The 1,048-nt window shown below is 67.4% G+C and carries 1 protein-coding gene; it reads right to left on the bottom strand.

Annotated elements, in window-relative coordinates; translation table 11 throughout:
• Positions 1–1,048, bottom strand: a 1,048-nt coding sequence (locus tag AUC71_RS12640; RefSeq protein WP_069624548.1) for an FGGY family carbohydrate kinase, incomplete at both ends; no start/stop codon positions are given.

Raw genomic sequence — 1,048 nt, 5'->3', positions numbered from 1 at the left:
ATTCGCCGTCATCCCGCCATCGACACGCAGCGTGCGGGCGGCGTCGATGCCGGTCGCGCCCATGTCGCGGCGCATGGCGGAGAGGAGATCGCGGGTTTGGAAGGCGACGGATTCGAGCCCCGCCGCCACCACATCCGCCCGCGAAGCTGCCCGGCTCATGCCGACAATGGCGGCCTTGGCTTCGGCATCCCAGAACGGCGCGCCGAGCCCTTGGAAGGCCGGCACCAGATACACGCCGGACTTCGGATCCGCGGCATGTGCCAAGGATTCGCTTTCCTCCGCGCTGTCGATCAGGCCGAGATTGTCACGCAGCCATTGGATGGTCGCGCCCGCCATGAAGATCGCGCCCTCGAGCGCAAATGTGCGCGCGCCTGCGCGCTGGGAGAGGATCGTCGACAACATGCGCGTCCTTGAGGCGACCTTTTGATCGGCGGTGTTGGCGACGACGAAGCAGCCCGTCCCATAGGTCGCCTTGACCATGCCGGGCCGGACGCAGGCTTGGCCGTGCGCGGCCGCTTGTTGGTCGCCGGCAATCCCGCGAATGGGCAGGCCCACGCCGAAATGCTCTGCCGCGGTGACGCCGAAATCGCCTTGCGTGTCGCGAACCTCCGGCAGCATCGCCGGTGGAATATCGAGCCGCTCCAGCAGCGCCGCATCCCAAGTGCCTTTGCCGATATCGAACAGCATGGTCCGCGCGGCGTTCGTCGCGTCGGTCGCGTGCAGGGTGCCGTTGGTCAGCCTGAACAGCAAATAGCTGTCGATCGTGCCGAAGCACACCTCGCCCGCCGCCGCCCGCGCCCTCAAGCCCGGGACATGGCTGAGCAGCCAAGCGAGCTTGGTCGCAGAGAAATAAGGATCGATGATCAGCCCGGTGGTCTCGGCGACATGCGGCCCCCACCCTTCACTTTCGAGCTCGGCGCAGAGCGGCGCCGTGCGCCGGTCTTGCCACACGATGGCGTTGTGCAACGGCCTGCCGGTCGCGCGGTCCCAAACGATTGTCGTCTCGCGTTGATTGGTGATGCCGACGGCCGCGACGGCATCGGCCCCG

Source organism: Methyloceanibacter marginalis, from assembly GCF_001723295.1.
Classification (GTDB): Bacteria; Pseudomonadota; Alphaproteobacteria; order Rhizobiales; family Methyloligellaceae; genus Methyloceanibacter; species Methyloceanibacter marginalis.
The sequence above is the reverse complement of the archived record's forward strand: the minus strand, read 5'-3'. Positions and strand labels throughout refer to the sequence as shown.